The sequence below is a fragment of the Streptomyces sp. NPDC104381 genome, from assembly GCF_055583745.1.
This window is the reverse complement of sequence record NZ_JBVJNK010000010.1, coordinates 176337-201328: the sequence shown is the minus strand read 5'-3', so window position 1 is coordinate 201328 and position 24992 is coordinate 176337. Positions and strand designations below refer to the sequence as shown.

Below are 24992 nucleotides of genomic sequence, written 5' to 3'. Positions count from 1 at the left end.
CCGCCGCGCCGGGGGCCGTCCGGGGCGTCACGTCAGCGCGCGGGCTCCTCCGGGGTGCCGGCCGCCCCGCCCTCGTGGTGGTCCAGCAGCCTGGACAGCAGCCCGGTCAGCTGCTGCCGCTCCCCGGGTGACAGCGGGGCCAGCAGCTCGTCCTGCGAGGCGGCCAGCCGCTTCTCCAGCCGCCGCAGGTGCCGCCTGCCGGCGGTGGTCAGCGAGATGACGTTGCGCCGCCGATCGGAGGGGTCCGGGGCGCGCTCCACCAGCTCGCGCTCGGCGAGCCCGTTCACCGTCGCCACCATGTCGCTGACGTGGATGCCGCTGCGGCGGCCCAGCGCGGCCTGGCTGGCCGGCCCGCCCTCCTCCAGCGTCGCCAGCAGACGGTAGTGGTAGCCGCGGGCACCGGCCGACGAGAACCCCTCGGCCACCAGGCGGTGCGCGTGATGGGCGGTCTGGGTGAGCAGCCAGCTGGGCAGCCCCTTCCATCGGACGGGCGTCTCGTCTGCCGGGCTCTCCATGGAGCGATCCTAACTAATCATTGGACGCACCTACGATTACGCGTATCGTTCGGACGGTAAACGTTTGCAGCCCAAACGTTTGGCGCCCCCACGTTCGGGCGCCGGATGAAGCCGTCTGGAGTGATCCCATGATCAAGCCGTTCCGCATCGCCGTACCCCAGGCCGACCTCGACGACCTCGACGACCGTCTCTCCCGCACCCGTTGGCCCGACGAACTGACCGACGCCGGGTGGGACTACGGCTTCCCGCTGGCACGGCTCAAGGAGCTGGCCGAACACTGGCGCACCCACTACGACTGGCGTGAGCACGAGGCCGCGCTCAACGAACTCCCGCACTTCACCACCGAGATCGACGGCCAGAACATCCACTTCGTCCACGTCCGCTCCGCGAAACCGGACGCACTCGCGCTGATCCTCACCCACGGCTGGCCCGGTTCGTTCCTGGAGTTCCTCGACGTCATCGAGCCGCTCTCGCGCGACTTCCACCTGGTGATCCCCTCGATCCCGGGGTACGGATTCTCCGGGCCGACCCATGAGCGGGGCTGGGACTCGGTCCGTGTCGCCCGGGCCTGGGCGGAGCTGATGCGCCGCCTCGGTCACGAGCGCTACGGCGCGCAGGGCGGCGACTTCGGCGCGGGCATCTCGACGGCGCTCGGCGCCGTCGCACCCGAACAGGTCGTCGGCGTGCACGTCAACTACCTACCGACCCGGCCGGACCCGGAGGCCGGCATCACGCTGTCGCCGGCGGACGAGGCCCGGCTCGACAGGATCCGCCGGCTGATGGCGAACCGCCCGCCCTACCAGGCCCTCCAGGCCACCACCCCGCAGACCGTCGGCTACGCGCTGACCGACTCGCCGGTCGGCCAACTGGCCTGGATCGCCGAACGGTTCGCCCAGTGGACCGACCCCCGCTCGACGATCAGCGACGAGCAGATGCTCACCAACATCTCGCTGTACTGGCTGACCGCCACCGCCGCCTCCTCGGCACGCCTGCACCGCGAGACGGCACGGGGCGCCGCCCCGTGCCCTGTCCCGGTCGGCGTGGCGGTGTTCGCGCACGACATCACGCAGTCGGTACGACCGCTGGCCGAGCGGCTGTACGACATCAGGCACTGGTCGGAGTTCGGACGCGGCGGTCACTTCGCCGCGATGGAGGTTCCGGAGCTCCTCGCCGAGGACATCCGGACCTTCTTCCTGACCGCCCTCTCCACACCGTCCGGCCTCTCCGTCCCGCCCGCCCGGGAGCTCCCCGCCGGCGCATGAACACCGCCGCCCCGGCGCGCGCGGCTCAGAACACGACGCGGGCCGCCATCAGCGCGTCCCGCGCCCCGGGGTCGCCCTCCAGCTCCAGCCGGCCGCGCACCGGCCGCCCCGACACATGCCGGGCGAAGTCGACGGCCTCCGCACGCAGGGTGGCCGCCGGGCTGCCGATGCCGAGCAGACGGCGCCCTCCCGCCGGCCCTTCGAGGTCGATCTCCACCGCGGGCCCCGTCCAGGCGAGCGCCAGGTCGAGCACCACCTGGTCCACGATCTCCCGGTCGTGCCCGTCGAGGACCGGACCGACCCCGAGGGCGTCGCAGAGGTCCACGCGGTGCATCCAGGTGTCGCGGGCGGCGAGGACGTTGCCGAGGTAGTCCAACGAGTCGTCGGGCAGCGCCTTCGCCTCCGGGTAGAGCAGGCTCAGCCGGACCCTGCGCCGCACCGGGGCGGGCACACGCCGCAGCGCGATGAGCGCCTGCGGGGCGAAGTGGGCGAGGGCGCCGATCAGTTCGCGGCCCGGGACGGCCTTCCGGTCCTCGATCTGGCTCTCGTTGTGGCCGTCCAGCGGCCCGAGGTCCGGCCGGGTCCGCGAGGCCCGCCGGATCCGGCGTACGGCGACCCAGGGACGCGGCACCTCCTCGTACTGGCCGACGGTGTGCGCCAGCACGTCCCGGACCGTCCAGCCGGCACAGGCGGTCGGGCGCCTCCAGTCCTCGTCGGAGAGCTCGCGGTAGGTGGAGATGGTCGCCCGCAGCTCGGCCTCGTTGACCAGCCGGGCCGTCGTCCCGGATGTCCGGGGGACGGCACGGGCGGAGGATGTCGTGGTGGCCATGGGCGCGCCTCCCGTCTCCCCTGCTCCGGCATCCACGCTACGCCGCCGGGGCACGCCGTGCCCTGTCCTGCGGACCGCCGAAACAGGGGGGCTAGCCCCACTGACCCGGGCGCCCGCGGTTCGTACCGTAGGCGTATGGAAGCCCGTGACCCTGAGCTCAGGCGAGAGCTGGACGCCACTCTGCAGGCCCGCACCGAGCTGGGCCCGGAGTACGAGTCGGCGCTCGTCGACTCGTTCCTGGAGAAGGTCGAGCAGCGGCTGGCCGGCACGAACGACCAGCAGGCGAGGCGTCTCCTGGCCGAACAGCGGATGGCGGCCGCCCGGGGCGCCGCGCAGCCCGCCACGCCGTCCGCCGGCACCTTCGGGGAGCGGTTCGGCTTCGGGGCCGTCTCGCTGGTCCTGGCGATCCCCCTGTCCGCGATCGGCGTCGCGAACGCCGGGATCGAGGGGCTCGTCGTCGCCTGGCTGGGGATCTTCGGCGTGAACGCCGTGCACTCCGCACGCGTGTGGCCGTGGGCCCGGGCCAAGCGGCGGACCGCGTCCGACTGGGACGGCTGAGGCGTCCGAGGCGTCCGACGAGGGCGGGCTGCCGCCGGCACCGTCCGCGCATGGGTGATCGCGGGGACCGCCGCACCCCCGGTTGCCCGGAGGGCGGGACGACGGCGGTCCCCGCGAGGGACGCGGTGCCGGGTCAGGGCCGGGTGCCGCGTCCGGGCGACGGTGGAGGTCCGGGAGCCGCTCCGTAGTCCGTGTCGCCGCATGTGGTGTCGGCGGGTTTCCCTGCCGACACCCCTTACTGTGCCGGAGCCGTGTTAAGCCGGTGCTGCGTCGACGTGTCGCGCTCGTACCGATTTCGCGAACCCCGGAAACCCGGCCGCTACGGCTTGGGCGAGGCGTCCTTCGCCAGGAACGCCAGAAGGTCCTGCCTGCTCACGACGCCCTTCGGCTTGCCCTCGACGAGGACGATCGCCGCGTCGGCACCGTCGGCGCCGCTGAGCACGGCCATCAGGTCCTCGACGGGCTCCCCGGAGCCGACCTGCGGCAGCGGGGCCGACATGTGCTTCTCCAGCGGGTCGCTCAGCGTGGCCCGCTGCGTGAACAGCGCGTCCAGGAGCTGACGCTCCACGACGGAGCCGATGACCTCGGCGGCCATCACGTCCGGGTGCCCCGCGCCCGGCTTCACGATCGGCATCTGGGAGACGCCGTACTCCCGGAGTACGTCGATGGCCTCGCCGACCGTCTCCTCCGGGTGCATGTGGACGAGCGAGGGGAGCGGGCCCTCCTTGAAGTCGAGCACCGCGCCGACCCGGGCGGACGGGCCGGAGTCCTCCAGGAAGCCGTAGTCGGCCATCCACTCGTCGTTGAAGATCTTGCTCATGTAGCCGCGGCCGCTGTCCGGCAGCAGGACGACGACCACGTCGTCCGGGCCGAGCCGCTTGGCGACCTCCAGGGCCGCGACGACCGCCATGCCGCAGGAACCGCCGACGAGGAGGCCCTCCTCCTTGGCGAGGCGACGGGTCATCTGGAAGGAGTCCTTGTCCGAGACCGCGACGATCTCGTCCGTGACCGTACGGTCGTAGGCGCTCGGCCAGAAGTCCTCGCCGACACCCTCCACGAGGTAGGGACGCCCCGAGCCGCCGGAGTAGACGGACCCCTCCGGGTCGGCCCCGACGACCTGGACGCGGTTCTCGCTGATCTCCTTGAGATAGCGGCCCGTACCGGTGATCGTGCCGCCGGTGCCGACGCCCGCGACGAAGTGGGTGATCCGCCCCTCCGTCTGCTCCCAGAGCTCGGGGCCCGTGGTCTCGTAGTGCGAGCGCGGGTTGTTGGGGTTGGAGTACTGGTCGGGCTTCCAGGCCCCCGGCGTCTCACGGACCAGGCGGTCCGAGACGTTGTAGTACGAGTCCGGGTGCTCGGGGTCGACGGCCGTCGGGCAGACGACGACCTCCGCGCCGTAGGCACGCAGCACGTTGATCTTGTCCGTGGACACCTTGTCCGGGCAGACGAAGACGCACTTGTAGCCCTTCTGCTGGGCAACGATGGCCAGGCCGACACCCGTGTTGCCACTGGTCGGCTCGACGATCGTGCCGCCGGGCTTCAGCTCGCCGCTCTGCTCGGCCGCCTCGATCATGCGCAGCGCGATGCGGTCCTTCACCGACCCGCCGGGGTTGAAGTACTCGACCTTGGCCAGGACCGTCGCCTGAATGCCTGCCGACACATTGCGCAGCCTGACGAGCGGGGTGTTGCCGACAAGACTGATCATCGAATCGTGGAATTGCACCGTGTACTCCGGGATCTCCGTAATGGTCAGGCAAGAGTATGCGTACGGGCAGGAGATCGGGCGAAGCGATTGAGCTGCACCCTCCACGGGGCAGGTAGTGCTGTGTACGGCTGTACAGCGCGGAGGAGGTGGACCGGACTGTGTCGAGAGCGAGGGTGGCACGGCGGATCGCAGCGGGTGCGGCCTATGGGGGCGGCAGCGTCGGTCTGATCGGGGCGGCGACGGTGGGGCTGGTGCTCGCCGAGGTGCAGCTGGCGAAGCGGCAGGTGGGCGGGGGCAAGGCACCGGTCCCACCCAGCGCGGACGGACGGTACGGGGTGGCGTTCGCCGGCCCCTCCGATCCCCTGCGCTTCGTCCTGCTGGGCGACTCGACGGCGGCCGGCCAGGGGGTGCGCAGGGCCGGGCAGACCCCGGGGGCGCTGCTGGCGTCCGGCCTCGCGGCGGTGGCCGAACGGCCGGTGGATCTCCGGAACGTGGCCCTGCCGGGGGCCCGTTCGGACGATCTGGAGCGTCAGGTGTCCCTGGTGCTGGCGGATCCGTCGGGGGTGCCGGACGTCTGCGCGATCATGATCGGCGCCAACGACGTCACCCACCGGATGCCCGCGACGAAGTCGGTGCGCTGTCTGAGCACGGCCGTACGGAGACTGCGTACGGCCGGTGCGGAGGTCGTCGTGGGCACCTGCCCCGACCTGGGCACGATCGAGCCGGTCTACCAGCCGTTGCGCTGGCTGGCCCGGCGCGTGAGCCGGCAGCTGGCGGCGGCGCAGACGATCGGCGCGGTGGAGCAGGGCGGACGGACGGTCTCGCTGGGCGACCTGCTCGGCCCGGAGTTCGAGGCGAACCCCCGGGAGCTCTTCGGCCCGGACAACTACCACCCCTCGGCCGAGGGGTACGCGACCGCCTCGATGGCGATGCTGCCGACCCTGTGCGCGGCCCTCGGCCTGTGGCCGGAATCCGACCACCTCGACAGTTCACGCCGCGAGGGCATGCTGCCGGTCGCCAAGGCGGCCTCCCGCGCCGCGCGCGAGGCGGGCACCGAGGTGACGGCGGCACGTGCGCCGTGGGCCCTGCTCAAGCACCGCAGGCGGCGGCGCCTGCCCGCCCACACGGAACCGGTGCCGCACGACGACCCGGGGACGGACACGGACGGCGGGCCGATGCCCGGCCACGGGTCGGGGGCGACCTGGCGGAGGGCGTGACGGGGAGGCGGGCGTGAGCAGCGCGGAGTCCCGCCGCCCGGCACCCCGGCGCCGCAGGAACAATCCGGACGACTGAGCGGTTGCTTAGAAAAGAGGTCCGCATCACATCACTCGTTGGGTGACCTCAGCTATACGTCCGGGTAACTTCCAAGGCAGTCCAGCCTTCCTGCCTTCCAGCCCTCATGGAGCCGCGTGATGCCCGAAGCCGTGATCGTCTCTGCCGCCCGTTCGCCGATCGGCCGCGCCTTCAAGGGGTCCCTGAAGGACCTGCGCGCGGACGACCTGACCGCCACGATCATCCAGACCGCGCTGGCCAAGGTCCCCGAGCTGGACCCGAAGGACATCGACGACCTGATGCTGGGCTGCGGTCTGCCCGGTGGCGAGCAGGGCAACAACCTGGGCCGCATCATCGCCGTACAGATGGGGATGGACCACCTCCCCGGCTGTACGGTCACCCGTTACTGCTCGTCCTCCCTCCAGACCAGCCGCATGGCGCTGCACGCCATCAAGGCCGGCGAGGGCGACGTCTTCATCTCCGCCGGCGTCGAGACGGTGTCCCGCTTCGTGAAGGGCAACTCCGACAGCCTGCCGGACACGCACAACCCGCTCTTCGCCGACGCCGAGGCCCGCACCGCCGCCCGCGCCGAGCAGGAGGGGACGAGCTGGACCGACCCGCGCGAGGAGGGGCTCGTCCCGGACGCGTACATCGCGATGGGGCAGACCGCCGAGAACCTGGCCCGGATCAAGGGCGTCACCCGCCAGGACATGGACGAGTTCGGCGTGCGGTCGCAGAACCTCGCCGAGGAAGCCCTCAAGAACGGCTTCTGGGAGCGCGAGATCACCCCCGTGACGACGCCGGACGGCACGGTCGTCTCGAAGGACGACGGCCCGCGCGCGGGCGTCACCCTGGAGGGCGTGCAGGGCCTGAAGCCGGTGTTCCGCCCCGACGGGCTCGTCACCGCCGCCAACTGCTGCCCGCTCAACGACGGCGCCGCCGCACTGGTGATCATGTCCGACACCAAGGCGCGCGAGCTGGGCCTGACCCCGCTGGCCCGCATCGTCTCGACGGGCGTCTCCGGCCTGTCGCCCGAGATCATGGGCTACGGACCGGTCGAGGCCAGCAAGCAGGCGCTGAAGCGCGCCGGGCTGACCATCGACGACATCGACCTCGCCGAGATCAACGAGGCGTTCGCCGCCCAGGTCATCCCCTCCTACCGGGACCTCGGCCTGCCGCTGGACAAGGTCAACGTCAACGGTGGCGCGATCGCCGTCGGCCACCCCTTCGGCATGACCGGCGCCCGCATCACCGGCACGCTGATCAACAGCCTGCAGTTCCACGACAAGCAGTTCGGCCTGGAGACGATGTGCGTGGGCGGCGGCCAGGGCATGGCCATGGTCATCGAGCGGCTGAGCTGAGCCGCAGCGGAGGCGAAGCGAACGCGACCAAGGAAACGAGCGGCTGAGCTGAACTGAGCTGAGTCCGGCCCGTCCCGTGCGGTGGCCCGGTTGAACCGGGGCGAGCCCCGATCGTGACCGAATCTCCCCCAGGATGTGATCTGCGTCCCGGGGGAGAGTCGTTCCCGCAGGTCACACCGGCCACAGAGCTAAACACCGGGCCCAAAGACCTGTCCAATTCGTGACGTAATGCACTGACAGCAGGCATCAGTACAGGACAAGCTGATGTAGGAAGTCGGGGGTGTCGATTGAAACCGGGAGTATGTCAGTGAGCGCCATGCCGTTTGCCCTGTTGCTGACCACCGCCGCTGCCACGGCCGTCGGCGCCGCCGCTCTGCACGCTGCTCACGGGCTGCGCAAGCAGGTCACCGCTCTTCGCACGGATCTGGCGGAGGCACGGGGTCCGCACGCGTCCGTACCGGAGCAGCTCAACCGGAGCGCCGGCACACCCGCCGAAGAGATACGCGCGGCCGTCGCCGAGGCTCTCGCCGAGGAGCGGGAGCGCGAGCTCGCCGAGGCCCGTGCCTTCTGGGCCGCCCAGGAGGCACGCGACGCCGCCGACGCCCCGTCCCTGCTGGGCGGGCTCGGTGAGGACGCCCCGTTCTTCATGCCCCGCCAGACCGACTTCGCGGGCCTGGAGGCGATGGACCTGGACGCCGGCGAGGCGCTGGACGAGCTGGCGGAGCTGGCCGAGCTCACCGACATGCCCGAGGTCACCGAGTACGCCGAGGACTCGCCCGAGCTGGCCGCGGCCCGTCGCCGCCACCCCTCGCACCCGGACTTCGTCCCCGTACAGACACCGGTGGTCACCGACCATGAGCGTACCGTGAACCGGCTGGAGCGGCTCGCCGATACCGGTACGGAGCTGACCGACGTGCGGCCCGGCCCGCTGGGGACGCTCGATGTGTACGTCTTCGCCGACGGCACCACGCTCTGCATGACCCCGGGCCACCGGGAGACCGCCGAGCGGCTCGCCGACTCGCTGCGCTCCGGTGAACAGCCGGTCCTGCTGGGCGGTTCCGGAGTCTCCGGTGCCTATGCGCTGACCTTCTCGTGCGGCCGGGAGAACGTCTACATCCTCGCCGACCGCGTCATCGCCTCGTTCTAGCGCGGCCAGGGCCCGAACGCCCGCGCCGCCGCCTCCTCGACACCACGCACGGCCTCGTCCAGCTCCTGGGACGAGGCCGTTTCCAGTGCCACGGCCAGGTCCCGCCCGGCGACCGCGAGCTGGTCCCCCACCGCGAATATCCCGGCGTCCGGCATGATCCTCGGCTCCCGGTCCGGCGCCTCGGCACGCTGCGCCCGGGCGGACAGCTCCCTGGCCGTCGCCAGGGCCTCGGCGGCGACGCCGTGTTGCAGCCGGCTCTGCGGCGTACTCCGCAGGCGGTCGGCGAAACGGTCCACGGCGGCGATCAGGGGCGTCGTATCAAGCACGCCGTGACCCTACGCGCCCCTCCGGGATGGTTGCCAACGCGCCGACGCTCGGGCACGGTGTCGGGAAGGACCAGCAACGCGCACTGCGTCGGAGGCGCCGATGTCCCAAGTCTTCTCCGAAGAAACCCATCGCAACCTGCTCTCACGGATCCCCCGCTGCACCGGTCGTGACATCGCCGACTGGCTCCGCACCGTCGACGAAGGCCCCTCTCTCTTCCGCTTCGAGGAGAAGGTCAGCTGGCTGCGGAGCGAACACGACCTCACCTACGGCCACGCCAAGGCGATCATCCACGAGTACGACCTGAGACGGGCCGCGCGGAAACTCCTCTGAGGCACGCGCTCCCCGCGACGAGGAAACGGGACGGCCCGCAGGCATCACGCCTGCGGGCCGTCCCGTCGTCCGTGTCCGCGGGGTCAGTCGTCCCCGTTGAGGATGGAGAGCAGACGCAGCATCTCCAGGTAGATCCACACCAGGGTCAGGGTGAGGCCGAAGGCCGCCAGCCAGGACTCCTCGCGCGGGGCGCCGTAGGCGATGCCGTCCTCGACCTGCTTGAAGTCCAGGGCGAGGAAGCACGCGCCGAGGATGATGCCGACGACTCCGAAGAGGATGCCGAGGCCACCGCTGCGGAAGCCGAGGCCGTCACCGCCACCGAAGACGCTGAACAGCAGGTTGACCATCATCAGGAGCACGAAGCCCATGGCGGCCGCCATCACGAAGCCGTAGAAACGGCGGGTGACGCGGATCCAGCGCATCTTGTACGCGATGAGGACACCGGCGAAGACACACATGGTGCCCATCACCGCCTGCATCACCGTGCCGGGGCTGATGTAGGTGCTGACCGTGCTGGAGATCACTCCGAGGAAGACACCCTCGAAGGCCGCGTACGCCAGGATCAGCGCGGGCGACGCCTTGCGCTTGAAGGACTGGATGATCGCGAAGACGAACGCCACCAGGGCGGCGCCGATGCCGATCCCGTAGGACTTGCCGAGGTTGGCCTCGTCGACCGGCAGCAGGGCCCAGGAGAGCGCGGCGGTGAGCACCACGGTGCCCAGCGTCATCGCCGTACGCGTGACGACGTCGTCGATCGTCATCGCGCCGGAGCGCGCGGGCGCCTGCGGGGCGCCGTACTGGGTGTCCTGCTGGGCGTACGGGTTCGTCGCGTACGGGTTGGCGGCGGTGCCCTGCGCGTACGGGTTGGTGCCCGCTGCGGCGGCCCCGGCCTGCGGCGCCGCGTTGAAGCCCGCGTGGCCGTTGTCGCGGCTGAACCCCCGTCGCGAGAAGACCGGGTTGCTGCTCCTCATTTCACTCCTCCATGGCCACCTGGCGCGGCCTTGCGTCAAGAGTAATGGGTAGGCAAAACAATCACCCTAGTACCGGAGGAGGATCTTCTCGGGCACCGAGGGCTCCCGGACCCCTCCGGAGGGTACGGAAACGCTCATACCCTGCGGCGTCGTCCGCAAAAGGGGGCGCGGGAGCCGTCCGGACGTGTCAGCGCCGCTCGTGGACTGCCTTCATGAGGACCACGAGGGAGGTACGGGCCTCGTCGTCACGCGCCTCGTCGATCGCCTCCAGCGCGGCGGCCGCGGCCTCCCGTACGTGGTGCGGCAGCCCTTCCGCCGCCGTGAGGCGGTACGCGGCCTCGCGGCGCGCCGAGCGCTCGGCGGGATCCACCGCGCCGGGGCCGGCCAGCGGGAAGACCGAGGCCTCGTAGGCGGAGATGCCCAGCACCACCATGTCGCCGATCCCGTCGGCGTACCCGCGTGCGGCGGCCCTCCCCTGGCCCTCCCGGATGTTCTCGGCCATGCGGCGGCGGAAGAGGACCGCGCCCAGCGCGGCGCCGCCCCCGAGGGACAGGGCGCAGGCGACGGCGAGGAAGGGGCCGTCCCAGACGAATCCGGTGAGCGCCCCCAGACCCGCGAGCGCGACGGACCATCCGGCCGCCGTCCAGGAACTCAGCTGCCCAGATGTGGTGTCCATGACCAGAGTCTCCCAGCCACCCGCCCGCGGCTCCGGGGCGGGGTTCGTGCGCGCACCGTGGGCGCCCCACGTGGAGAACGGCCCCCGACCAGTAACTCCCGGCGGCAAAGTCCCCCGCCGCCTTCGAGGCCGTGTGCAGGCCGACGGTGCGTAGCCGGGGTGACTGGAAGCGTCCCCGGTGCCGAGTCACGCGGACCGCGTACAGACGAACCCGAGGGACTCCAGGCCCTCGCTCTGGCAGAGCCGGTCGGACGCCCCGCCGACCTCGGTCTGGAGCAGCTGGTAGTCGGCCCCGCGCGCACGTCCCCACGTCATCGCCGTCCGCCAGAGCGCCCGCCCCAAGCCGTGTCCACGGTGGTCCGGCAGGACGGCGAAGTACTGCGGGAGCAACCGGGTCCGCCCGGCCTCGTCGGTCATCGTCTCCATCGGACCGATGGCGCCGGCCACCTGCCCGCCGCGCGCGACGGTTAGGACGGGCCCGACCGCCTGGGCGTGCATCTGCTCGTGGAGGAAAGTCAGGCCGCCAGCCTTCATCTCCTCGGCGAACCGGGCGAACGTCACCCGTACGCTCTCGGGCTGCTCGTCGTACGGCCGCACGTCGACCGCCACGGTGGGCTCTGGGCCGGGGCCCGTGAAGTCCTTCAGCTGGACCCGCGTACCCACGGCGGCTGACTGTTCCGGCTCGTCCGGGCCCAGGAACCACACGACCCGTGCGACGCCCACCTCGTGGGCGTCAGCAAGCTTGCGCGCCAGCGTGGCGGCGTCGGCCAGGACGTCCGGCTCCGCACCGTATGCGTGGACCTTCACCGCGCCCCGTCCGCGGTGGGACAGCGTCGGCAGGAGCGTCACGTGCTCGTCGTGACGCACGGCGCCGACAAGGAGCCGCTCGGCCTTCGTACGCGACCACCGCCGGTCCTTGTCGTACCGCAAAGACTCCCCGGAGTCCGCGATTCCGGCCACGGCGGCCAACAGGTCCGGGAGAGAGCTGGAGGGGTGCACCGGGCCCAGCGTCGGCACGAACGGCACGGGCATCACTGGGCGCACCCAGTCCCAGTTCAAGAGCATGGCCGCACGCTACACACACGGCACAGGCCCCGGGGCGCGAACACCGGGGCCTGTGCGTTCATGACCGGATCAGACGCAGATCCGTCAGTGGGGGTTGTCGTCGCCCGCGGCGCACGAGCACTTCGCCGCCTCCATCACGTCGTCCAGGTCCGCGACGGACGTGATGGTGAGGGTTGGGGCAACGGGCTGCTCGACCGGCCGTGTGAGGTACGGCAGGCCGGTCGGCGACGTTTGCCCGGGGAGCGGGCGCCGAGGAGAGATCTCGACAGCGACAGCAGTCATGGTCAACTCACTTTCGTCATTCCGTGTTGGCAGTAGCTTGCGAGTGGTGCCTTCGCCTCCTGGTAGTGCTTGGCCAAGGGCCGGCACACGGTGCACGACCCGGACAGCTGGCAGCCGGAGCAGCCACCGGTGCGAAGCATGAGACGGTCGGCGATGTCGCCGAGCCGTGCGAGACCGTCGATCCCCTCCTGGGGGAGACTGATCTGGTCGTCGCGGCCGATCTTGCAAATCGTCGCGAAGCCGTGCGGGTCCATGTGGAAGAACGTGTGGCCGGCGTTGCACCCACCGAACGGCTTCCGCATCCGCAGGTGTTCCTTGGACTGCGCGGTGAGGACTTCACCACCGCCGTAGATCGTCGGCGTCATGTTCGTGAAGACGGCGTAGTCGACACCCCACTGCTCGCACAGAGCGACCATCGCCTGTTCCTCATCGGCGTTGTCCTCGGTCACGATGACGCTCATCCGCAGCGGGAGCTCCGCCCGGCGCGCGGCGCCCATGCCCTGCATGAACAGGTCCCAGGCACCCTCGCGCTGCGTCAGCTCGTCGTAACTGCGCTTCGTCGCCCCGTACATCGACACCGTCACCCGGTACGGCGGGCGCTCCCGGAGCATCGCAAGGAGGTTCTCCCGCCACAGCAGGGAGCCGTTCGTGGAGACGGTGATCATCATGCCGTGGTCCCACGCATGCCGGTACGAGGGCATGAAGTCCTTGTCGACCGTGGGCTCCCCGCCGGTCACCTGGAGCCACAACACACCCGCCTCGGCCATGATGTCGAGGCAGCGCAGCTTGTCGTCGAGCGGCATCCCCGAGTTGACCTTGAGGCCCAGGTAGCAGTGCTTGCACTTGTAGTTGCAGCCGAGATTGATCTCCCAGGACGCCTTGCCGTAGCCCCACGTCGACGGCTGGCGTACGACCAGCAGCTCGGGCAGCGACCAGCCGGCGACGTCCATGCCCCACTGCTCTCGGGCGGCGTCAGCCAGCCAGCCCGGAACAGCGTCATCGGGCGCGGCGCGCAGCTCGTCGTAGGAGGCTTCCGGAAGCAGCAGCCCGCCGGGGCTCCCGGGGCGGACGAGGACGTGCTGCCCCAGGAACGGGCTGGCGATCAGCTCATGCATCGTTCTTCCTTCGGTCGTGGTGGTAGCGCGCCCTGGCGCACAGCGCGGCCCAGGGGGAGTTGAGTCGACCCAGCCGTCGGGTCAGGACACCGACGGTTGGGTCAAGTTCTCGTAGTGACGACACAGCGACAGCACCGACATAGCGGTCCTGCGAGCCACGCGGTGCTGCTCGCCGCCCTCACCCAGGCTGAGCCACCGCTGCCCTTCCTCCGCGCCGATGAGCGCGACCGACGCCGTCCGGTTGTCGGCGGGCAGCTGTCCGGCGAGGTGCTTCACCTCGGGCACCAGGACCTCCGCGTACGCGCGCAGCACCTCGACCCAATCGTCCAAGTCGTCGCCGACCGGGGCGCTGCCCCCACACACACGCTCGGCGGCGCTGCGCATCGTCCGGATGTCGAGCGGCACGGCCTGGGCGACAGCGCCAGCCGATGCTCGCTCCTCCGCTCCGGCGCGTTCCTGGCCGTGGCGCATCAGCTGCTGGACTTCCGTGGGCGAGCACAGCGCACCGGGGCCGTCCATCGGCACAGCCCAGTACGAGCGCACCCTCTCCGCTCCCTCGGCGCTGGGCACGGGCACCCCGAGGTATGCACCGGAGCCGAGGCATACCGTGCCCGGGACGTGCCACCACCGGCCGGCGCTCGCCGGGACCAGCGCGTAGTACCGCGTCGAGTACCCGTCGGCGATGACGGCGCCGCCGCTGGGCAGAGCAGTCGTCAGGTACGCATCGACGTCGGCGGAGCGCTCGGAGCCGGCTGCCGCGCGGAGCACGTCGCCGGGCAGGCGGATCGCGGCGAACAGGCTCCCGCAACGCAGCAGCGTCAAGCCCTGGGTGTCCCAGTCCTTGTACGCCGCCGCGCGGTCATCAGCCGCGCACAGGAGCCAGCTCGCTGCCGCCGCTTCCCTCTCCTGGCGCGTCTGAACCTGCGCCCGGGGCCGGGCATGCTCGATGTCTTCGTTCCCTCTCATCGCGCCACCTCTGCGGCAGGGCAATGGGTACGCTCAGGCACGGCGACTCCTCACCAGTCATCACCCCGAACTGGCGGACCGCACCGCCCCGGGGGCTAGGCATACGAGAGTGGTACTGCTGCCGAACCTCTGCCTCCCGGAGGCGGGTATACCCACCATGGGTAGGCGCCCTGGACACCAGCCGGCACAGACTCGCGTCAGCAGGAAGAGGTGCCGCATGACCTACGAGCCGCCCACGGCCCTGTCGCGCGACCTCCTGAACGACGACGATGTGCAACGCGCCCTGCGCAAGCACGACTTCGGGCTCGTCTTCCGCATCGCACGAGAGCGGGGCGGGATCAGCTACTCCCGGATCGCGGCCGAGTGCGACATCAAGCCCGAGCGGGTTGGGACGCTAGCGCGAGGAAGCGGGCGGATTGCGACATTCGAGAAGATCGCGCAGATCGCGGACGCGTTGCGCGTTCCGGGCTGCATGGTCGGCCTCGCCCCCCGCCCCTGGGAGGAGGACGGGGCCCCTGCTGGAACGTCCCGAGCAGAGAACGGACCACCGCACTTGCACCGCCGAAGCTTGCTCCAAGCAGCGACCACAGCCGGCCTCGCCGCCGCGCTCCCCGCCCTGCACCGCCCCGAAGCGCCACCACGCATCACCGACGCGTACGTAGACCGCCTCCGCGAACGCACGGCCCGTCTCAGGCGCCTGGACGACGTTCTCGGCGGCGGCGACACCTACCGCGTCTACCTCGGCGAGGTCCAGCACACGAAGAGCCTCCTGCGCCAGCAGTCCTTTACCGGCGGGGCCCGGCGCCGACTGACCGCGCTACTGGCCGAGCAGGCCCAGCAGGCCGGATGGGCCGCATTCGACGGCGGCCAGACACGCGACGCCGTAGCCCTCTACGAGGAGAGTCGCACCGCCGCGCTCGACGCGCAGGATCCCGACCTCTACGGCAACAGCCTCGCGTTCCTCGCCTACAAGGCCATCTCGGACGACCGGCGCACGGCTGTCACGTTCGCGGACGACTCCTGCGCCACGATCACCGAGAGGACCCCGGCCACCGTCCGCGCACTCCTCTACGAACGGCTCGCCTGGGCCTGCGCCGTCGACGGGCAGGCCACCAACACGGAGAGAGCCCTCGCCGCCGCCCGCAACGCCCTGGCCGACGCGCAGGACGGCGAGCCTCAGCCGGACTGGGCCGCCTGGGTCGACGACACGGAGCTCGACATCATGACCGGCCGCTGCTGGACCGAGCTCCGCCGCCCCCTGCGCGCGGTTCCCGTCCTCACCCGCGCCCTCGGCCAGTTCACGGACGACCACGCCCGTGACAAGTCGCTCTACCTCTCCTGGCTCGCGGACGCCTACCTCACCGCCGGCGAGGTCGGGCAGGCAGTCGAGACCACCGGCCGCGCCCTCCAGCTCGCTGCCGGAGTCGCGTCCATCCGGCCCCGGCAACGCCTCGCACCGCTGCTCGGCCGCCTACGCCCCTACGCGGCCACCAACGAGGTGCGGGCCCTCCTGGACCACGCGGACAACTAGACCTCCTCCACCGAGTCCTTGATCCACTGCAAGCACCGTTCGGCACCCATGGTGATCGGCACGGCGCACAGCTCCGGGTTGTCCCACGGGTGGTGCTCCAGGAGATGCGCCTCAAGCTCCGGGTACCGGCTCGTCGTCGTCTTCAGGAGGACCTGCCACTCCTCGCCGGTGCCGTACTCGCCCAGGTGCCAGAACACGCTCACGACCGGGCCGACGATCTGAGCGCCAGCAGCGAGCCGCCGCTCGACGGCGGGCCCTGCGAGAGCAACGGCTTCCTCGCGCGTCGCCGTGGCCGTGGACACCTGCACGTAGTCAGTCATGGCGAGGAGCCTAGTCAGGAAGAGGGCGTCCAGCCCGACAGAGGCAGTCTCCGCGCTCCTCCCGCCACGGGCAGCAGACTGAAGCCGCAACCGTGGGGCCACCCGACGACTCTCCCCTACGCACAGTGATCACGCCGGTACGGTCGTCCGGGTCCGGCAGGTGCCCGTGTGAGAAGTTGATCGCTGAAGCAGCCTGGGGCCGCCCGGGCTCCACCGGCTGAGCGGTGGTGCCCGGAGCCGGACTCGAACCGGCACGCCCCCGAGGAGGCAGCGAGGTTTAAGCTCGCCGTGTCTGCATTCCACCACCCGGGCGTGGGCGCGAGGCTCCGCGTTTGGCACAAGACCCTATCCGGGGGCATCCCTCGAACAGCGGAACATGCCCTCGATGTTGTCTTATTTTATTGACCGTGTGAGGGCCCGTCAGACACCTGACACCGCATCAGCACACGCCCGGCCCGGTCAGGGGGTACGAACCCCGGCAAACGGGAATGACGGAAAGTCGCCGCACCCGCACGGCCCATCCGCCAGGGGCCGCGCCACCGTTCGCCAGGGCCCCGCCACCTCAGTCCTCGACCGTGTCGTTGACGCACCGGAGGACGGGCCGGGAGAGCAGTGCCTCCGGGTCCTCCAGCACCGCGCCCGTGACGTGGAGAACCGCGCTCTCACCGGGCAGCAGGGTGACGAGCATGTCGTCCACCTCGGCCGCCGGGTCCAGCCGGTCCGGGAAGAGCGCGAGGTCGCGCAGCAGCGTCAGCGCCGTCACGGTGACCCGGTAGCCGATGCCCGCCGCGTCACCCTGGGTCACCGTCGCCCGGTAGCGCGCGGGCGGCAGGGCGACACGGGTGTCCTCCTCGTAGAACTCCACCAACCGCTGCTCGCCCACCTCCGCCACCAGCACCTCGCGGGTGCGGTCCGCCGGCTCGGCGACCGAGGGCGGCAGCGGCACCCGGGTGACCCCGCGCGCCGCCGTGCCCACCGCCACCGTCTCCTCGGCCAGGACGGTGCCGTCCAGGGAGCGCCGGGTCAGCCGCAGCGTGCCCTCCCAGAGCCGGGCGGAGTCGTTGACCAGGTGCAGGGCTCCGTCGCGTACGGCCATGAGCCGGTCCGCGTACACCCGGCGCAGGGCGTACCAGAGCGGTTTGCGGCGGCCGTCGCCGTCCACGGCCGCCCAGGAGACCACCGGCCAGCAGTCGTTGAGCTGCCACACGATCGAGCCCATGCAGTACGGGGTGTGCGAGCGGAAGTGGCGGATCCCGAAGGCGACCGCGCGGGCCTGGTTCAGCTGGGTGAGCCAGTGCCAGTCGTCGAAGCCGGACGGCTGCGGGAGGTGGTCCCCCAGGCCGCGCAGCAGCTTGGCGTCGCCGTCCTCGGCCTTCTGGTGATGGGCGAGCAGGGGTGAACCGACGGCGAGCTCCCCGCTGATCGCGCGGCGCAGCGTGGCGTGCGCGGGCGGGCCCTGGAAGCCGAACTCCGCGACGAAACGGTGCGCGGTGTCGGCGTAGTGGCTGTAGTCGACCCGGTTCCAGACGTCCCAGAGGTGGACCGTGCCGCGCGTCGGGTCCTGCGGGGGCAGCTCCGGGGAGCCGGAGTAGGGCGACCCCGGCCAGTACGGGCGGGAGGGGTCGGTCTCGGCGCAGAGGGCGGGCAGCAGTTCGTGGTAGTAGCCGTGGCCCCAGGTGCGGCCGTCCAGCTTCTCCTGCCAGCCCCAGTCGGCGTGGCCCTCCAGGTTCTCGTTGTTGCCGCACCACAGCACCAGGGAGGGGTGCGGGGAGAGGCGTACGAGGTTCTCGCGGACCTCGGCGGCCACCTCGTCGTACAGCGGCTGCTCCTCCGGGTAGGCGGCGCAGGCGAACGGGAAGTCCTGCCAGACCAGCAGCCCCTTCTCGTCGCAGAGTTCGTAGAAGTCGTCACTCTCGTAGAGGCCGCCGCCCCAGACCCGGATCAGGTTGACGTTCGCGGCGAGCGCCTGGTCGAGGCGGTCGGAGATCCGCTGCCGGGTGAGGCGGGCGGGGAAGCAGTCGTCGGGGATCCAGTTCACCCCGCGTACGAAGACGGGCTCGTCGTTGACCGAGATCCGGAACGCCTCGCGCTCCAGGGTGACGCCCCGGAAGCCGGTCCGGCCGGTCCAGGCGATCTCGTCGCCCAGGCGGACCGTGACGTCGTACAGCGGCTGTTCACCGTGGCTGTGCGGCCACCAGCGCTCGGCCTGGGGGACGGACAGGGTGACCGCTGCACGGTGCTCGTCCTCGTCGGCGCTCCCGTCGGCCACGAAGACGGCGCACGCGCCGACCACCTCGACCGAGCCCGACAGCGCCGCGCTGCCGCCGCGGTCCACGTCCAGGGTGACGGACAGACGCGGTACGCCGTCGTCGTCGAGGTCGCCGATGACCTTCACCCCGGCGAGGCGCGGGCCGGTCCAGGACTCCAGCGCGACCGGTCGCCAGATGCCGGAGGTGACCAGGGTGGGGCCCCAGTCCCAGCCGAAGTTGCAGGCCATCTTGCGGATGAAGGCGTACGGCTCGGTGTACGCGCCGGGCCGGTCGCCGAGCTTGTCGCGGAGCGCCTCGGCGTAGGTGTACGGGGCGGTGAAGCGCACGGCGAGGGTGTTGGTGCCCTCGCGCAGCAGCGACCGCACCGGGAAGCGGTAAGCGCGGTGCTGGTTGGCGGTGGAGCCCACCTCGGTGCCGTTGAGCAGGACCGTGGCGACGGTGTCGAGGCCGTCGAAGCACAGGTCGGTGAACTCGTGGCCGTCGGGGGCCCATCGGAAGGCGGTGCGGTACGTCCAGTCGGTGCGGCCGATCCAGCCGAGCCGTGTCTCGTTGTCGTCCAGGTAGGGGTCGTCGATCAGCCCCGCGGCCAGCAGGTCGGTGTGGACGCAGCCGGGGACGGCCGCCGGGACGCCTCCCGTGGGCAGCTCCACCGGGACGGCGCCCTCGGCGCTGAGCGTCCAGCCGTCGTGCAGGGGCAGGTGGCGAGAGGTCACGCGATGGTCCTTCCGCAGTCGGGGAGTCCGGCGCAGGCGACGAAGTGGTCCGGCTCGGTCTCGTACAGGTCGGTGTCCCCGGCGCCGCCCTCGTGGAAGGCGCAGACCTCCACGGGTTCGGCGGTGGTCCAGGGCTGGTTCAGCCGGGGCACCGCGGCCAGGAGGGTGCGGGTGTAGGGGTGGAGGGGGTTGCCGAAGACCTTCTGGGTGTCGCCGCGTTCGACGACCCGGCCGTTGCGCAGCACCACCGTCCGCTCGGCCAGGTAGGTGCCCAGCGAGAGGTCGTGGGTGATGTAGAGGACGCCGAGGCCGCGTTCCTTGAGGCCGGCGAGGAGGTTGAGCACATCGATGCGGGTGGAGGCGTCGAGCATGCTGGTGATCTCGTCGGCGACCAGGAAGCGCAGGTCGAGCAGGAGGGCCCGGGCGATGAGCAGACGTTGCAGCTGGCCGCCGCTGAGCTGGTGCGGGTAGCGGCCGAGCACCTGCCCGGGGTCCAGGCGTACGTCCCGCACGGCCTTCTCCACGCGGTCCGCCCACTCCTTGTCGGGGACGCCCGGGTGGTAGGCGCGCCGGACGAGGGCGAAGACGCGGTCGGCCTTGAAGACGGGGTTGTAGCAGCTGAAGGGGTCCTGGAAGACGCCCTGGACGCGACGGTAGAAGTCCTTGCCCGGCCGGACCTGTTCGCCGTCCAGGGTGAGGCTGCCCGAGGTGGCCCGGGTGAGGCCGAGGACCATGCGTCCGATGGTGGACTTCCCGCTGCCGCTCTCCCCGATGAGCGAGACGAGTTCGCCGGGGGCCGCCTCGAAGGACACCCGGTCGACGGCGGTGGTGGAGCCGCCGCCGAAGGCGCCGGCCCGGAAGGTCTTGGTGACGCGGTCGAGTGTCAGCATCAGGCCGCCTTCCAGCATGCGACGGAGTGGCGGGGGGCTATCTCGACGACGGGCGGCTCCTCGGCGCACCGGGCGTCGGCGAGCGGGCAGCGGTCGCGGAAGCGGCAGCCGGCCGGCGGGTTGAGCAGGGAGGGCGGGGAGCCCTCGATGCCGCTGAGCGGCTTGTCCTTGTAGCGGGCGCCCACCTGGGGCAGCGAGCCGATCAGCATCTTGGTGTACGGGTGGCGGGGCTCGGTCGTGAGCACCCTCGTGGGCGCCTTCTCGGCGAGCTTGCCCGCGTACATCACCATGATCGAGTCGGCGATGTGCGAGGTCAGTCCGAGGTCGTGGGTCACGAAGATCATGCTGGTGACCAGGCCCTTGTCGCGGAGCCCGGTGAGGGCGCCCACGACGGCCTGCTGGTTGGAGACGTCCAGGGCGGAGGTGACCTCGTCGGCGATGAGGACCGAGGGGTCGAGCAGGGTGGAGATCACCATGACGGTGCGCTGCTTCATCCCCCCCGACAGCTCGATCGGATAGCGCTCCAGGACCTCTGGCTCCAGGCCGACCAGGGCGAGCCTGCGGTGGAGCTCGTCCGTGTCCACGGTGACGCCCCGGGAGGCGAGCAGTTCGCGGATCATGCGGCCGATGCGCCGGGTCGGGTTGAGCGCGCTCATCGAGTACTGCGGGACGAGCGAGATCCGGTGGAACCGGTAGGCGTTCATCGCCCGGTCGTCGGAGAGCGGCAGTTCGTCGCCGTCCAGCGTCACGGTGCCGCCGACGTGCCTCATCCGGCCGTCGAGCCGGATGAGGGACTTGCCCAGGGTGGTCTTGCCGCAGCCGGACTCGCCGGCCAGGCCCAGGATCTCACCGTCCGCCAGGTCGAAGCCGACGCCGTCCAGGGCCCGGACCTCGCCACGCAGCGTGCGGTAGTGGACCCGCAGATCGTTGACGGTCAGGGTCATGTGCTCAGGACTCCCTCAGCTTCGGGTTGAAGACCTCGTCGAGGCCCACGTTGGCGACGTACAGCGCGCCGACGATCGCGGTGATCCCGGCACCCGGCGGGATGAACCACCACCACATGCCGAGCTGGAGCGCGCTCCACTGCTGGGCGCTCTGGAGCATCAGGCCGAGCGAGACGCCCTCGGTCGGACCGAGCCCGATGAAGTCCAGCGAGGAGGCGATGAGGATGGACCCGCCGAAGAGCAGGATGAACATCATGAAGAGGTACGAGCTCATGTTGGGCGCGATCTCGCGGAACACGATCCGCCAGGTGCCGCTGCCGCTGAGCCGGGCCAGGTCCACGAACTCCCGGGTGCGCAGCGAGAAGGTCTGCGCGCGGATCGCGCGGGCCGCCCAGGGCCAGGAGGTCAGGCCGATGAACAGGCCCTGCACGGCGACGCTGCGGACCCCCATGTAGGCGTTGATGATCAGCAGGACGGCGAGGGCGGGGATCACCAGCACGACGTTGGTGAGCATGTTGAGGATCTCGTCGGTGACGCCGCCCCGGTAGCCGGCGAGGAAGCCGACGACCATGGCGATGACGGCGGCGATGGCACCGCCGACGACCCCCACCAGGAAGGTGGCGCGCAGCCCGTGCACGAACTGCGCGTACACGTCCTGGCCGAAGGTGGTGGTCCCCATCCAGTACGTGCCGTCGGGCGCGGACGCCTGGGGGCCCACGTACTCGTTGGGGTTGTCGCCGTCGAGCAGCATCGGTCCGACGACGCCGATCGCGAGCAGGATCAGGACCAGGGTCACGCCGATGATCAGCTTGGGGTTGCGCACCGCGTAGTGCAGCGACTCGCGGCCGGGCTTGGCCACCGGCGCCTCGGCGGAGGGGGCCTCGGGGGCCGGGTCGGGCAGTGTGCTCATGACGTGCCTCCTGCCATGCCCGTACGGGTGCGGGGGTCGACGACGACGTACACGATGTCGATGAGGAAGTTGGCGATCAGTACGCCGATGACGATGAACAGGAACGCGCCCTGGAGCAGGAAGAAGTCCTGGTTCTGGATCGCGGCCAGGATCAGTGAGCCGAGCCCCGGATAGGCGAAGACGATCTCGGTGACGAGCGCTCCGGCGACCAGCACGCCCAACTGGAGTGCCAGCCCTGTGACCTGGGGCAGGACCGCGTTGCGGAAGGCGTAGCGGCGGATGAGCCGCTGGGGCGCGCCGAGGGCCGAGAGGTACGACGAGTAGTCGGCCTCCAGCTCGTAGATGATCATGTTGCGCATGCCGATGGCCCAGCCGCCGAGCGCGACGAGGAACAGCGAGAGGAACGGCAGCACCCAGTGGTGCAGCGCGTCCAGCACGAAGTCGCCGTTCCAGCCGGGCTGGATGTCCAGGCTGTAGCCGCCCGACAGGGGGAACCAGCCGGCCTTGGCGCCGAGCGCCCAGGCGAGGATGACGGCGATCCACATGTACGGCATGGCCGTCAGCAGATAGCCGGCCGGCAGCACCGTGTTGTCGAGGACCTTGCGGCGGGCGGACAGCGCGCCGATCCAGTTGCCCACGAACCAGCTGAGCAGCACGGCAGGGATCATCAGGCCGAGCGTGTACGGCAGCGCGTCGAGCAGGACGTCACCGACGGGGGTCGGGAAGACGAAGATGGAGATCCCGAAGTCGCCCTGGAGCAGCGCGCCCCAGAAGTGCAGGTACTGCTGCCACAGCGGCTCGTCGAAGCCGAACAGATTGTTGTAGTAGGTGCGCATCGCCTCCGCGGCCTCGGGCTGCGAGACACGGGCGCGGGCGACCATGGCGGAGACCGGGTCGCCGGGCATGAAGCGCGGGATCATCCAGTTGACGGTGACGGCGACGACGAACGTCAGGCCGTAGATGAGAAGTTTGCGGGCGAAATAGCGGCGCAAGGGTCTGCTCCCCGGGTGGAGAGCCCCGCCGTGCGCGCACGGTCAGGTGTGCGCGCACGGCGGGGCGGTCATGGAGTCGGCGGCGGCGTCACTTGGCGGGCTTGATCTGCGTGAGCGTCTCGAAGCCGCCCATCTCCAGCCAGTTGCGCCACAGGGCCGGCGCCGTCTTCGGGGCGCCCTCGGCGTCCGATGGCCAGTTCGCCCAGGTCCCGGTGGTGGACTGCGACCAGAGGCCGTTGTACCAGAGCGGGATGAGGGGCATCTCGGTCAGCTGGATGTCCTGGATCTTCGAGACCGCGGCCTTCATGCCCGCCGTGTCGTCGGTCTTGACCCCGCCCAGCTCCTGCACCAGCTTCCAGGCCTTCTCGTTCTCGTAGCGCCCGAAGTTGACCGTGTTCTGCTGCTTCTGGACCGGCAGCTGGAAGACGTAGTCGTAGTACGTCCAGGGGGTGTTGGACAGCTGACGCTCGTTGTTGATGACGAGGTCGAAGTCCCCCTTGCCGCGCTGCTCGTTGAGGGCGTTCTGGTCGGGGAACTCGGTGCTGACCTTGATGCCCGCGTCCTTGGCCCCGGCGGCGATGACCTTGGCCGCCTCCATCCAGTCGGTCCAGCCCGAGGGCACGGCCAGCTTCAGGCTGAGGGCGGAGCCGTCCTTGTTCTCGACGAAGCCGTCGCCGTCCTTGTCCTTGTAGCCGGCGTCCGCCAGCTCCTTCTTCGCGGCGGCGACATCGTGCGTGAAGCCCTTCTCCGCGATGAGCGCCTTGTCCTCGTACTGCTCCCACTGCGGCAGCAGCCCGGTCGGGGAGGCCGGCTTGACCAGGTCGCCGTAGACGCCCTTGACGATCTTCCCGGTGTCGACGGACGCGGCGAGCGCCCGGCGGAACGCGGCGTCGTCCATCGGCTTCTTGGTGGTGTTGGGCACCAGCCAGGCGGTGTTGGCCGAGAGCATGTAGGGGGCCTTGTCGTAGTACGACACGACCTTCTTGCTCTTGATCAGCGAGGAGGCGCCGGGCAGGAAGTTGTTGCTGAGGTCCAGCTGGCCCTGGCCCAGCTGGCCGATGACGACCTCGTTGCTCGGGTTGGAGACGTCGACGATGTAGCGCGGGGCGGGCGTCATGCTCAGCGCCTTCGTGCCCCACCAGTCGTCGCGGCGCTCCCAGACGACCCGGTCCTGGGTCTTGCTCTTCAGCTGGTACGCCCCGGTGCCGACCGGCTTGTCGTTGACGCCGTTGAGGATGTCCTCGTCGGTGCGCGAACCCCAGATGTGCTCGGGGACGACCGGCTGGCCGTAGAGGGTGTAGTCCCACTCCTGGTAGCGGGCCTCCTTGAAGGTGAAGCGGACGGTGGTGTCGTCCACCGCCTTCGCGTCCGACAGCCAGCTCCACAGGGAGTGGAAGGCGGAGGCCTCGATCTTGCCCAGGCCGTAGGAGTACGCCACGTCCTTCGCGGTCAGCGGCTTGCCGTCGGCCCAGGTGATGCCCTGGCGCAGCTTCACCTCGTACGTCTTGTCGCCGGTCCAGCCGCCCGACTCGGCGAGCCAGGGCGTCAGCTTGCCCTCGTTCGGGTCGAAGTGGAACAGGGTCTCGTAGACGAGGCCCTTGGTGCCGGTCGCGTGGTCCCAGTTGCGCAGCGGGTTGTAGTTGGCCGGAGGCCCCCACTGGGTGCCGGTCGTGTAGAGCGTCTCGTTGCGCGGCAGCGAGCCGCCCTTGCCCGCCGTGCCACCGGCGCCGCCCGCCCCCGAACCGCCTCCCGTGCACGCGGTCGCGGCGAGTGTGAACACGGCGAGTGCGGTCGTGACCCGCAGCCGGGTACGCGTACCCATAACCCCTCCTTCTTCCCCGCCGTCCCTGCCGAGCGGAGTTACTGAACCGGGTAAGTGCCGTGAAGGTATGGGTGCCCCGGAGCCCTGTCAAGGGAGCGGGAGCGCTCCCATTCCAGTTTTTTCGCGGGGTTCCACAGAGGTCTGGACCGCCCGAGGGAAGACAGAGGTCAGGAGGCTCGGGCTAGGATGCCCGATGAACACGAACCGGTTAAGCGAGGT

The 24992-nt window shown here is 70.7% G+C and carries 24 protein-coding genes and 1 tRNA gene; 7 read left to right on the top strand and 18 right to left on the bottom strand.

Going from position 1 to position 24992, the window contains the following annotated elements; all coding sequences use genetic code 11:
• Positions 1-32: 32 nt before the first annotated feature.
• Positions 33-515 carry a MarR family winged helix-turn-helix transcriptional regulator gene (locus tag ACZ607_RS31210; protein ID WP_469740310.1) on the bottom strand — a complete coding sequence of 161 codons (483 nt, stop codon included), beginning with the start codon at positions 513-515 and terminating at the stop codon, positions 33-35.
• 128 nt (positions 516-643) lie between these two features.
• Between ACZ607_RS31210 and ACZ607_RS31205 the strand changes: the two genes are divergently transcribed.
• Entirely contained in the window at positions 644-1777 is a 1134-nt protein-coding gene (locus ACZ607_RS31205; protein ID WP_469740308.1) for an epoxide hydrolase family protein, read from the top strand.
• A gap of 25 nt (positions 1778-1802) precedes the next feature.
• Here the strand turns inward: ACZ607_RS31205 and ACZ607_RS31200 are convergent, their stop codons facing one another.
• Positions 1803-2606, bottom strand: coding sequence for a maleylpyruvate isomerase family mycothiol-dependent enzyme (locus ACZ607_RS31200; protein ID WP_469740306.1), 804 nt, complete (start codon positions 2604-2606; stop codon positions 1803-1805).
• A gap of 135 nt (positions 2607-2741) precedes the next feature.
• Here ACZ607_RS31200 and ACZ607_RS31195 point away from each other — a divergent pair, with 135 nt between their 5' ends.
• Positions 2742-3164, top strand: a complete 423-nt coding sequence (locus ACZ607_RS31195; protein ID WP_469740304.1) for a hypothetical protein — start codon at positions 2742-2744, stop codon at positions 3162-3164.
• 319 nt (positions 3165-3483) lie between these two features.
• Here the strand turns inward: ACZ607_RS31195 and ACZ607_RS31190 are convergent, their stop codons facing one another.
• Positions 3484-4887 (bottom strand): cystathionine beta-synthase, encoded by a 1404-nt coding sequence (locus ACZ607_RS31190; RefSeq protein ID WP_469740302.1) that lies wholly within the window; start codon positions 4885-4887, stop codon positions 3484-3486.
• A 155-nt stretch (positions 4888-5042) separates the two neighbouring features.
• Here ACZ607_RS31190 and ACZ607_RS31185 point away from each other — a divergent pair, with 155 nt between their 5' ends.
• From ACZ607_RS31185 to ACZ607_RS31175, 3 genes are all read left to right on the top strand, one after another.
• Positions 5043-6086: an SGNH/GDSL hydrolase family protein gene (locus ACZ607_RS31185; protein ID WP_469740457.1), complete on the top strand. Its 1044-nt coding sequence runs from the start codon at positions 5043-5045 to the stop codon at positions 6084-6086.
• A gap of 195 nt (positions 6087-6281) precedes the next feature.
• Positions 6282-7502, top strand: a complete 1221-nt coding sequence (locus tag ACZ607_RS31180) for an acetyl-CoA C-acetyltransferase (RefSeq protein WP_469740300.1) — start codon at positions 6282-6284, stop codon at positions 7500-7502.
• Between the two features lie 316 nt (positions 7503-7818).
• Positions 7819-8649 (top strand): hypothetical protein, encoded by an 831-nt coding sequence (locus ACZ607_RS31175; RefSeq protein WP_469740298.1) that lies wholly within the window; start codon positions 7819-7821, stop codon positions 8647-8649.
• Here the strand turns inward: ACZ607_RS31175 and ACZ607_RS31170 are convergent.
• Positions 8646-8975, bottom strand: a complete 330-nt coding sequence (locus ACZ607_RS31170; protein WP_469740296.1) for a hypothetical protein — start codon at positions 8973-8975, stop codon at positions 8646-8648. The genes ACZ607_RS31175 and ACZ607_RS31170 overlap by 4 nt on opposite strands.
• Positions 8976-9075: 100 nt before the next feature.
• Here ACZ607_RS31170 and ACZ607_RS31165 point away from each other — a divergent pair, with 100 nt between their 5' ends.
• Entirely contained in the window at positions 9076-9306 is a 231-nt protein-coding gene (locus tag ACZ607_RS31165) for a DUF4287 domain-containing protein (RefSeq protein WP_277333492.1), read from the top strand.
• An 83-nt stretch (positions 9307-9389) separates the two neighbouring features.
• Here ACZ607_RS31165 and ACZ607_RS31160 read toward each other — a convergent pair whose 3' ends face one another.
• The 6 genes from ACZ607_RS31160 to ACZ607_RS31135 all read right to left on the bottom strand — a co-directional run bounded on the left by ACZ607_RS31160 (position 9390) and on the right by ACZ607_RS31135 (position 14381).
• Positions 9390-10277, bottom strand: a complete 888-nt coding sequence (locus tag ACZ607_RS31160; protein ID WP_403996749.1) for a Bax inhibitor-1/YccA family protein — start codon at positions 10275-10277, stop codon at positions 9390-9392.
• A 187-nt stretch (positions 10278-10464) separates the two neighbouring features.
• Positions 10465-10953 carry a hypothetical protein gene (locus ACZ607_RS31155; protein WP_469740293.1) on the bottom strand — a complete coding sequence of 163 codons (489 nt, stop codon included), beginning with the start codon at positions 10951-10953 and terminating at the stop codon, positions 10465-10467.
• A 186-nt stretch (positions 10954-11139) separates the two neighbouring features.
• Positions 11140-12018, bottom strand: a complete 879-nt coding sequence (locus tag ACZ607_RS31150; protein WP_469740291.1) for a GNAT family N-acetyltransferase — start codon at positions 12016-12018, stop codon at positions 11140-11142.
• An 84-nt stretch (positions 12019-12102) separates the two neighbouring features.
• Positions 12103-12300, bottom strand: coding sequence for a hypothetical protein (locus ACZ607_RS31145; RefSeq protein WP_469740289.1), 198 nt, complete (start codon positions 12298-12300; stop codon positions 12103-12105).
• 2 nt (positions 12301-12302) lie between these two features.
• The gene (locus ACZ607_RS31140) at positions 12303-13415 is read right to left on the bottom strand and encodes a radical SAM protein (protein ID WP_469740287.1); all 1113 of its coding nucleotides are present in this window, start codon (positions 13413-13415) and stop codon (positions 12303-12305) included.
• A gap of 81 nt (positions 13416-13496) precedes the next feature.
• On the bottom strand, positions 13497-14381 hold the full coding sequence (locus ACZ607_RS31135; protein ID WP_469740285.1) for a DUF6415 family natural product biosynthesis protein: 885 nt from the start codon (positions 14379-14381) through the stop codon (positions 13497-13499).
• 217 nt (positions 14382-14598) lie between these two features.
• On the opposite strand from ACZ607_RS31135, the gene ACZ607_RS31130 reads away from it, so the two are divergent.
• Positions 14599-15912: an XRE family transcriptional regulator gene (locus ACZ607_RS31130; protein WP_469740283.1), complete on the top strand. Its 1314-nt coding sequence runs from the start codon at positions 14599-14601 to the stop codon at positions 15910-15912.
• Here ACZ607_RS31130 and cutA read toward each other — a convergent pair.
• The 8 genes from cutA to ACZ607_RS31090 all read right to left on the bottom strand — a co-directional run bounded on the left by cutA (position 15909) and on the right by ACZ607_RS31090 (position 24773).
• Positions 15909-16232, bottom strand: a complete 324-nt coding sequence (gene cutA, locus ACZ607_RS31125) for a divalent-cation tolerance protein CutA (protein ID WP_469740280.1) — start codon at positions 16230-16232, stop codon at positions 15909-15911. The two genes, ACZ607_RS31130 and cutA, sit on opposite strands and share 4 nt — an antisense overlap.
• Before the next feature lie 225 nt (positions 16233-16457).
• Positions 16458-16544, bottom strand: a tRNA-Leu gene (locus ACZ607_RS31120).
• Positions 16545-16794: 250 nt separating this feature from the next.
• A complete protein-coding gene (locus ACZ607_RS31115) occupies positions 16795-19215 on the bottom strand; it encodes a glycoside hydrolase family 2 protein (protein ID WP_469740276.1) in 2421 nt (806 codons plus the stop codon).
• On the bottom strand, positions 19212-20105 hold the full coding sequence (locus ACZ607_RS31110; RefSeq protein WP_469740273.1) for an ATP-binding cassette domain-containing protein: 894 nt from the start codon (positions 20103-20105) through the stop codon (positions 19212-19214). Before ACZ607_RS31110 ends, ACZ607_RS31115 begins: the two co-directional genes overlap by 4 nt.
• Positions 20105-21049 (bottom strand): ABC transporter ATP-binding protein, encoded by a 945-nt coding sequence (locus tag ACZ607_RS31105; RefSeq protein ID WP_469740271.1) that lies wholly within the window; start codon positions 21047-21049, stop codon positions 20105-20107. The genes ACZ607_RS31110 and ACZ607_RS31105 overlap by 1 nt, the downstream gene beginning before the upstream one ends.
• A gap of 4 nt (positions 21050-21053) precedes the next feature.
• Complete coding sequence (locus tag ACZ607_RS31100; RefSeq protein ID WP_469740269.1) at positions 21054-21959, bottom strand: ABC transporter permease; 906 nt, start codon at positions 21957-21959, stop codon at positions 21054-21056.
• The gene (locus tag ACZ607_RS31095) at positions 21956-22951 is read right to left on the bottom strand and encodes an ABC transporter permease (protein ID WP_469740267.1); all 996 of its coding nucleotides are present in this window, start codon (positions 22949-22951) and stop codon (positions 21956-21958) included. Before ACZ607_RS31095 ends, ACZ607_RS31100 begins: the two co-directional genes overlap by 4 nt.
• Before the next feature lie 88 nt (positions 22952-23039).
• Positions 23040-24773 (bottom strand): ABC transporter substrate-binding protein, encoded by a 1734-nt coding sequence (locus ACZ607_RS31090; RefSeq protein ID WP_469740264.1) that lies wholly within the window; start codon positions 24771-24773, stop codon positions 23040-23042.
• Positions 24774-24992: the final 219 nt, after the last annotated feature.

Coding starts and splice junctions, on each gene's coding strand:
- ACZ607_RS31160 (WP_403996749.1), bottom strand. CDS start 10,277: ATGAGGAGCAGCAACCCGGTCTTCTCGCGACGGGGGTTCAGCCGCGAC.
- ACZ607_RS31155 (WP_469740293.1), bottom strand. CDS start 10,953: ATGGACACCACATCTGGGCAGCTGAGTTCCTGGACGGCGGCCGGATGG.
- ACZ607_RS31145 (WP_469740289.1), bottom strand. CDS start 12,300: ATGACTGCTGTCGCTGTCGAGATCTCTCCTCGGCGCCCGCTCCCCGGG.
- ACZ607_RS31090 (WP_469740264.1), bottom strand. CDS start 24,773: ATGGGTACGCGTACCCGGCTGCGGGTCACGACCGCACTCGCCGTGTTC.
- ACZ607_RS31205 (WP_469740308.1), top strand. CDS start 644: ATGATCAAGCCGTTCCGCATCGCCGTACCCCAGGCCGACCTCGACGAC.
- ACZ607_RS31135 (WP_469740285.1), bottom strand. CDS start 14,381: ATGAGAGGGAACGAAGACATCGAGCATGCCCGGCCCCGGGCGCAGGTT.
- ACZ607_RS31195 (WP_469740304.1), top strand. CDS start 2,742: ATGGAAGCCCGTGACCCTGAGCTCAGGCGAGAGCTGGACGCCACTCTG.
- ACZ607_RS31180 (WP_469740300.1), top strand. CDS start 6,282: ATGCCCGAAGCCGTGATCGTCTCTGCCGCCCGTTCGCCGATCGGCCGC.
- ACZ607_RS31210 (WP_469740310.1), bottom strand. CDS start 515: ATGGAGAGCCCGGCAGACGAGACGCCCGTCCGATGGAAGGGGCTGCCC.
- ACZ607_RS31175 (WP_469740298.1), top strand. CDS start 7,819: ATGCCGTTTGCCCTGTTGCTGACCACCGCCGCTGCCACGGCCGTCGGC.
- ACZ607_RS31140 (WP_469740287.1), bottom strand. CDS start 13,415: ATGCATGAGCTGATCGCCAGCCCGTTCCTGGGGCAGCACGTCCTCGTC.
- ACZ607_RS31200 (WP_469740306.1), bottom strand. CDS start 2,606: ATGGCCACCACGACATCCTCCGCCCGTGCCGTCCCCCGGACATCCGGG.
- ACZ607_RS31150 (WP_469740291.1), bottom strand. CDS start 12,018: ATGCTCTTGAACTGGGACTGGGTGCGCCCAGTGATGCCCGTGCCGTTC.
- ACZ607_RS31105 (WP_469740271.1), bottom strand. CDS start 21,049: ATGACCCTGACCGTCAACGATCTGCGGGTCCACTACCGCACGCTGCGT.
- ACZ607_RS31165 (WP_277333492.1), top strand. CDS start 9,076: ATGTCCCAAGTCTTCTCCGAAGAAACCCATCGCAACCTGCTCTCACGG.
- ACZ607_RS31130 (WP_469740283.1), top strand. CDS start 14,599: ATGACCTACGAGCCGCCCACGGCCCTGTCGCGCGACCTCCTGAACGAC.
- cutA (WP_469740280.1), bottom strand. CDS start 16,232: ATGACTGACTACGTGCAGGTGTCCACGGCCACGGCGACGCGCGAGGAA.
- ACZ607_RS31100 (WP_469740269.1), bottom strand. CDS start 21,959: ATGAGCACACTGCCCGACCCGGCCCCCGAGGCCCCCTCCGCCGAGGCG.
- ACZ607_RS31110 (WP_469740273.1), bottom strand. CDS start 20,105: ATGCTGACACTCGACCGCGTCACCAAGACCTTCCGGGCCGGCGCCTTC.